Origin of the sequence: Methanobrevibacter sp. 87.7 (genome assembly GCF_002208625.1) — an archaeon.
Classification (GTDB): Archaea; Methanobacteriota; Methanobacteria; order Methanobacteriales; family Methanobacteriaceae; genus Methanarmilla.
Genome location: NZ_MRCT01000102.1, coordinates 1 through 6,937 on the forward strand (window position 1 = coordinate 1; position 6,937 = coordinate 6,937).

At 24.5% G+C, this 6,937-nt stretch carries 5 protein-coding genes and 6 tRNA genes; 9 read left to right on the plus strand and 2 right to left on the minus strand.

Going from position 1 to position 6,937, the window contains the following annotated elements; all coding sequences use genetic code 11:
* Positions 1-109: 109 nt before the first annotated feature.
* Positions 110-1,096, minus strand: a complete 987-nt coding sequence (locus BGI41_RS05790) for a radical SAM protein (RefSeq protein WP_369829835.1) — start codon at positions 1,094-1,096, stop codon at positions 110-112.
* A gap of 337 nt (positions 1,097-1,433) precedes the next feature.
* On the opposite strand from BGI41_RS05790, the gene BGI41_RS05795 reads away from it, so the two are divergent.
* From BGI41_RS05795 to BGI41_RS05830, 8 genes are all read left to right on the plus strand, one after another.
* Positions 1,434-1,506, plus strand: a tRNA-Asn gene (locus BGI41_RS05795).
* Positions 1,507-1,511: 5 nt separating this feature from the next.
* A tRNA-Ile gene (locus BGI41_RS05800) sits at positions 1,512-1,585 on the plus strand.
* A 31-nt stretch (positions 1,586-1,616) separates the two neighbouring features.
* A tRNA-Glu gene (locus BGI41_RS05805) sits at positions 1,617-1,691 on the plus strand.
* Positions 1,692-1,741: 50 nt separating this feature from the next.
* Positions 1,742-1,824 (plus strand) — tRNA-Leu (locus BGI41_RS05810).
* A 27-nt stretch (positions 1,825-1,851) separates the two neighbouring features.
* Positions 1,852-1,927 (plus strand) — tRNA-His (locus BGI41_RS05815).
* A gap of 155 nt (positions 1,928-2,082) precedes the next feature.
* Positions 2,083-2,496 (plus strand): Holliday junction resolvase Hjc, encoded by a 414-nt coding sequence (gene hjc / locus BGI41_RS05820; RefSeq protein ID WP_088539429.1) that lies wholly within the window; start codon positions 2,083-2,085, stop codon positions 2,494-2,496.
* 208 nt (positions 2,497-2,704) lie between these two features.
* Positions 2,705-2,862: transfer RNA gene (locus BGI41_RS05825), tRNA-Trp, on the plus strand.
* Between the two features lie 295 nt (positions 2,863-3,157).
* Complete coding sequence (locus BGI41_RS05830; RefSeq protein WP_088539431.1) at positions 3,158-3,805, plus strand: TrkA family potassium uptake protein; 648 nt, start codon at positions 3,158-3,160, stop codon at positions 3,803-3,805.
* A 48-nt stretch (positions 3,806-3,853) separates the two neighbouring features.
* On the opposite strand, the gene BGI41_RS05835 is transcribed toward BGI41_RS05830, so the two are convergent.
* Positions 3,854-5,251: a TrkH family potassium uptake protein gene (locus BGI41_RS05835; protein WP_233126332.1), complete on the minus strand. Its 1,398-nt coding sequence runs from the start codon at positions 5,249-5,251 to the stop codon at positions 3,854-3,856.
* Positions 5,252-5,648: 397 nt separating this feature from the next.
* On the opposite strand from BGI41_RS05835, the gene BGI41_RS05840 reads away from it, so the two are divergent.
* Complete coding sequence (locus tag BGI41_RS05840; RefSeq protein ID WP_088539435.1) at positions 5,649-6,761, plus strand: UPF0104 family protein; 1,113 nt, start codon at positions 5,649-5,651, stop codon at positions 6,759-6,761.
* Positions 6,762-6,937 lie beyond the last annotated feature (176 nt).

Sequence of the window (6,937 nt, forward strand, 5' to 3'; positions counted from 1 at the left end):
AAATAATTCGATTTATAGTTTTAGAATTTTATTATTTAAGTTTTTTTAGATTACCTTTTAAATAAATTATATTAAATTAATATTTTAAGATAATAAATTAATTTAATTTTTAATATTTATTTTTTAATGATTCCTTAATATATCTTTTAATATATTTGTCTAGTTTATTATTATATTCACTTTTTTCTGGACCTAACTTATTTTTATCAGTAAAAGTTCCTTGAAGTTCTCTTCCAGCCCATTTTACTTCTTCTTCAACTCTTTTACCATATTTAGTTCCAAACATTTTGAATAAAGGAAATTTTGTAATTCCATTAGCTCCACTTAATATTAAAATTCCAATATTTGCTAAATTATCAATCCATGTTCCACATATAATTTCAATATTAGGGAAATTTAATCTAATAGTTGATACTACTTCAGCATAATATAATGATGCAGGTTGTGAACTATTTGCATATATTGTTTCTTTATGTGGATTTAATGAATAAAATATAACTCTATCAATATCATGATCTTTAATATATTGAATTAAATAATTAATATCGTCTAAAGTTTCACCTAAACCTAATATAATTGTTATTGCTTTTTTGAATCCAAGATCTTTAGCAGTATCTAACATTTCACTTATATCATCTAATGGTTTACTTGGACATATTTTTTTATGTAATTCTGGATTCACTGTTTCAACAGCACCTGTAATTCCAATAATTTCATCACTATATTCATCTAATTCCTTTGTAATTCCAGTATTTAACCAAACACATTTATTTGTAATGTTTTTAATTTCAATAGCAATATCTTTTATTTGTTTTGTTGTAAAAGTTTTATATCCTCCAGATAAAAATTCAATATTCCAATCTAATCTTTTACACATTTCAGCTTCTGCTAGAATATTAGGAATTCTTCTTTTTGCTTTACTTGGATCTAATATTTTATCTTTTTGTGTACTCATATAACAAAATGCACAGTCTCCTTTATCACAATACCATGATAAAAAGATTGCTCTTTCAAGATAAACTTTGTTTGAATGGTTTTTTAAAGTTATTTCATTTGCATTTTTAATTAAATCAAGTATTTCTCCAGTATTTTTCATATTATTCATTTTTTATCTCTACTAAAATTTTTATATTTTTATAATAAATTATTAATATATTATTAAATTATAATATATTATTATTTTTCTTATTTTAGATTATTTCTGTTTTATTTAAATATAAACCATTAGATTTATATATTACATTTTTCATAACTATAATAAGATAATTTTTATTTTGAAAATTTAATTTTTTACGAAATTTAATTTTTTCATTAATATTTATGTTAAAATAGAAACATTTATATAGGATGTTATCTAAACTATTATTTACTGTTTAAAATTATTGCATTTTAAACATGGGTAATTATACTTGGTTGAGATGGGTTTTTTATATGCCATCGTAGCTCAGTAGGTAGAGCGTTCGGCTGTTAACCGATTGGTCACAGGTTCGAGCCCTGTCGATGGCGCTTTTGGGCCCATAGCTTAGCCAGGTAGAGCGTCCGGCTCATAACCGGAAGGCCATGGGTTCGAACCCCATTGGGCCCATGTTACAATAATTTTGATATTTTTTTCTCATGCTCCGTTGGTGTAGTCCGGCCAATCATTCTGGCCTTTCGAGCCGGAGACTCGGGTTCGAATCCCGAACGGAGCATTTTTATTATTATTATAGTTGATTTTTTAGGGATTGTCCTTTTATCCGAAGCGGGGGTGCCCGAGCGGCCAAAGGGGACAGGCTTAGGACCTGTTGACGCAGGTCTACCAGGGTTCGAATCCCTGCTCCCGCATTAATCTAACTTATTATTTATTCACTTGCCGGGGTAGGGTAGGCGGTCATCCTACGGGACTGTGGATCCTGCGACTCGGGTTCAAATCTCGGCCCCGGCCCCATGATTATTACTTATTTTTATTGATTTTTATTTAATTCTATTTCTTATTATTTTTAATTCCATATTAGTTTTCTTATGGGGTCTAATTAAGTATAAATATAATAATTTTATAAAATGAAAATATTATTGTTTATTTTTATAATAAAAGGTTATATTATGGTTAAAAAAGGTTCAACAGAAGAAAGAGATTTAGTTCATAAATTATGGGAAAGGAATTTTGCAGCTATGAGGGCTCCTGCTTCTGGTGGAGCTACTAAAAGACCTTTACCTGATGTTATTGCAGGTAATGGTGAAATTTATTTAGCTATTGAGGTTAAAACTACAATTAAAGATAAAATTTATGTTGATTTTCCTCAAATTGATGAATTAGAAAAATTTTCTAAAATATTTGGAGCAAAACCTTATTTAGGTGTTAAATTTAAGTATACAAAATGGTATTTTTTAGAGCCTAAAAATATTGAAAGAACTAAAAATAATAATTATAAAGTTGAAAAAAATTATGCAATTGAAAATGGCTTAGAATTAGATGAAATTACTCAAATTGATAAACAAGTTAAATTTGATTTGTAGTTTTTCATTAATCTTATTAATTATGAATTTAAGTTAAATTTGATTTGTAGTTTTTTATTAGTCTTATTTTTTTTTAAAATTAATTGTGAATTTTTTTAATTATAATTTTTAATATTTAATATAAAATCAAAACATTTAAATATTAATTTTTATAAAAGTATTGTTGTTATTATATTAAATATAATAATATTGTTTATTTTATTCGTTTGGGGTTATAGTGTAACCTGGCATCATCTGGGACTCCAGTTGTCTTTGAAGAAAATTTAACGCGTAGTCTGACAGTATAAATTGATACAGAATGATGATCAATTGGAGTACTGAGACAAGAGAAATCCTAGGATCGGGGTTCAAATCCCTGTGACCCCACTTTATATAAAACTTTTTTTCTTAATTTAAATTTTACATATCTATTTAATAGTCTTTTTATTTCTTAAATTTTATATTTAATTTGTTTAAGTTATTATTTTCTTTATTTTTCATTGTAAAATTTTTATTTACTAATTTTATTAAAATTTATTCGTTTTATTATTTTTACTATATAAATTTTAATTTTTTAAATTAAATTATTTTAAAAGATAATTTTATTAATATTAAATTTAAAACATTATATAATAATTTTATTTAATTATTTTTTTTAAAAATTTATTTATAGGTGTTTTTAATGTATGCAATTATTATGGGAGGAGGACGTGTAGGTCTTTCTTTAGCTTCATTATTAATTGAAGATGGTTATGATGTTACTCTTATTGAAAGTAATGAAGAATTATCTAATAATGCTTCTGTTGAATTAGATGCATTGGTTATTTGTGGTAGTGGAACAGATACAAAAACATTAGAAGAAGCTAATATTGAAGATGCAGATTTTTTCGTTGCAACTACTGGTAATGATGAGACAAATTTACTTAGTTGTATATTAGTTAAAGATTATGGTGTTCCTAAAATCATTGCTCGTGTAAGTAATACTGATCATGAAGAAGCATTTATTAAAGTTGGTATTGATAATGTAATAAGTCCTGAAAGAACAGCTGCAGGATATCTTGAAAAAATTATTACAAGACCAAATGTTGCAGATTTAACTACTTTTGGTCAAGGTGATGCGGAAATCTTAGATATGATTATTACAAATAAAAAAGTAATTGGTAAATCTATTTATGAAGTTTCTCCTACTGAGGATTATATTATAATCGCTACATATAAAGAGGGAAAATTAAACATTCCTCAACAAAATGATGTATTAACAAAAGGAGAAAAGATTTCTATTCTTGTTAAAAGGAATGCACTTAAAAAGACTGAGAAAAAATTTGAATAGTCTTTATTTTTTATTTTTTATATATTTTTAATTGTTTTAAAGTTTAGTTTATTTTTTTAAAACTTTTTTATTAAATTCTCTTTTTTGCTTATTACTTGGTTTAAATAATTCAAAGAATTCTCTTATTGTTACAAGAACGGGGATAATTTTGAGTTTTCCCATTAACATATCAAGTATCATGACTATTTTAACACTTGGTGACATGTTAATATTTGTAATACCTGCACTTAATCCATTATTACTTACTGCTGAAATAATTTCAAATAAAGATCTAAATCCATCATATCCATGTAAGATTAAGATAACCCAACTAAAGAATATTAAAATAAAGAATATAAATACATAACTTCCTGCTTCTTTTATTGCTCCAGTTGAAATTTCTTTATTGTCTATAGTTACTTTAACAACTCTTCCTTCTGGTGATAAAATTTCTATAATATTTTTTAATATTCCTTTTAAAATAGTTATAATACGGATGATTTTTACACCACCAGAAGTTGATTCTGATGAACCTCCTATTATCATTAATGCCATAAGGAAGATTAATGGAGCATCTTTCCAACTTAATAATGCATGTACTGGTAAAACTGAAGCTCCTGTAGATGTAACTGCAGATATAACTGTAAATAATATTTTAATAGGTACTGCTTTAGTTAAAAAGTAAATAATTATACTTGTCACTATTATACATCCAATTATTGCTCTAAATTGCACATCATCAATAATTGCTTTTCTTTTAGTTTTAAATACTTTATAATGAACTGGGAAGCTTATTGTACCTATAATCATTAGTACCATTGTGATTATATAAATTAGATTATTATTATAATAACCTACATTTGCATTTTTAATACTCATTCCACCAGTACATATTGATGCAAAACATAAATTAATTGCATCAAATAAATGCATTCCTGCAAATAAATATAGAATTACTCCAATAATAGTATAAATACAATATATTTCTATTGTTTTTTCCATTGTATTTGCTATACTTGGTTTTATCCTTTCATCTCTTGCTTCAGATTTATATAATTTAGCTGCAGCAGTTCCTTTTCTAATAATAACTCCTACACTAATAATTACTATTCCTAAACCACCTAACCAACCTTCAAAACTTTTTAAAAATAAGATTGATTTTGGAAATGCTTCAACATTGGTATATAAACATAGTGCTGTACCTGTTAATGAAGACATATTTTCAAAAATACCATTTAAAATTGGTATTTGTAAACTTATTTTCATTACAAGTGCACTTAAAAAACTTGCCCAAATCCATGTTAATGTAGATATAATCATTGCATTTTTTAATTTAATATTTGATTCATTAACTTTTATTTTAGAAAATAATGTTCCAATTATTAATGCAATAGCACTTGTTATAACAAAACCTACTATTTCTGGTGTTTCTTTGTAAAAAATAGCAATTATAATAGGTACAAGCAATGCTACTCCAGATAATTGTGAAGTTTTCCCTAATAATGGGCAATGATTTTTATATCTGTCATGTTTATATATTTCATTAAATTAAAATTTGATTTTTTATTTAAAATATTTTATGTTTTTTAAGATTTTTTCTTTTTATATTTCTGTTAAGTATTATTTTTTAATTAAATTAAAATATTTTAAAATAGAAATAATATAAAGTTTATATGCTTGTTTTTTGTGATTTTAAAGATATTTTTTTATTAAATAATTAGATAGTAATTTTCTTATTTATTTTTAAAAATTTAATTTTTTATTTTTAATATGTATAAATGTTTAAATTATAAATTAATTATTTATATTAATATGTATAAACATTAAGATAGCTTGATTTTAAAAAAATTAATAAGGTTGTATTATGAAACATAAGACTCTGTTATTTTTGATTTTTGGTTTAATTATAATGGGTGTAATGTTATGGTTCATAGGTATTGATGAAGTTTTCAATGCATTAAGAATGTCAAATATTCTTTATGTTATTCTTGCAATACTTATGGAAATTATTGTTTATGGTTTATATACTCTAAGATGGGAAATTATTAATAAAATTGTTGATATTGATTGTGATTTTAATGATTTATTTCCTATGGTTATGTTAGGTTTAGCAGTAAACAACATTACTCCAAGTGGACGTGGTGGTGGAGAACCTGTAAGGGCTTATGTTCTAAATAAGGAATCACATTTTCCATTTGAAGCTACATTTGCAACAGTTATTGCAGATAGAGCATTTGATACATTTCCATTTATTTTACTTTCAATCCTTACTTTGATTTTAGTAATTTTCAATTATTCTCTTGATATTTGGATTATTGCATGTTTAATTATTGCAGTTATTATAGTAATTGCTGTTGTTGTAGCAATTGTTTACATGTCTATTAATGAGAATTTTGGAATAAAAGTTACAAATGGTTTAATTTGGTTACTTCATAAATTTTCTAAAAAAGATACTGAAAAAAGGGAAAAACGTTTAATTGAAGCAGTTAATGGTTTCCAAGAAACTATGAAATTAACTATTTCAAATAAAAAATTAATATTATATGCATTACCCTTATCTTTATTCATATGGATACTTGAAATAGCACGTGTTTGTGTTGTATTTATGGCATTTGGTTATCCTGTATCTCCATTAATAATTGCAGAATCATTTATTCTTTCAGTATTAATTGGTTTTATTCCAGTTTTACCTGGTGGTGTAGGTCTTATTGATGGATCTATGATTTTATTATTTGCATCTGCAGGAATTCCATCTGGAATAAGTGCAGCTGCTACAGTTGTAGAAAGATTAATATCTTATTGGATGACTACTTTCCTTGGTTTATTAACTATTCCTAAATATGGTGTTAATGTTCTTGATAATATTACAGGACCTAATGAAGAATCAGAACCAGAACCAGTTCGTAATATGGATGTAAATGATTTAAATAGTGCAGTAAATAATATTAAAAAATTACAAAATAATACTAAAAAATAGTATTTTTATTTAATTTATATTATTTAACACTAAAAATAGTACTTTATTTAATTTTTATTTTTAATTTTTTTTAATATAAATAAGTTTTTTTAGCTTAATTATATTTTTATTATTTTATTTTTTTAAACTATCTTTTAAATTTAGTATATTTTAATTTAAACTTCTATCTACTTTTA

Bases quoted from the DNA above. Each gene is read 5' to 3' on its own strand.
- BGI41_RS05790 (WP_369829835.1), bottom strand. From the start codon at position 1,096: ATGAAAAATACTGGAGAAATACTTGATTTAATTAAAAATGCAAATGAA.
- hjc (WP_088539429.1), top strand. From the start codon at position 2,083: ATGGTTAAAAAAGGTTCAACAGAAGAAAGAGATTTAGTTCATAAATTA.
- BGI41_RS05830 (WP_088539431.1), top strand. From the start codon at position 3,158: ATGTATGCAATTATTATGGGAGGAGGACGTGTAGGTCTTTCTTTAGCT.
- BGI41_RS05840 (WP_088539435.1), top strand. From the start codon at position 5,649: ATGAAACATAAGACTCTGTTATTTTTGATTTTTGGTTTAATTATAATG.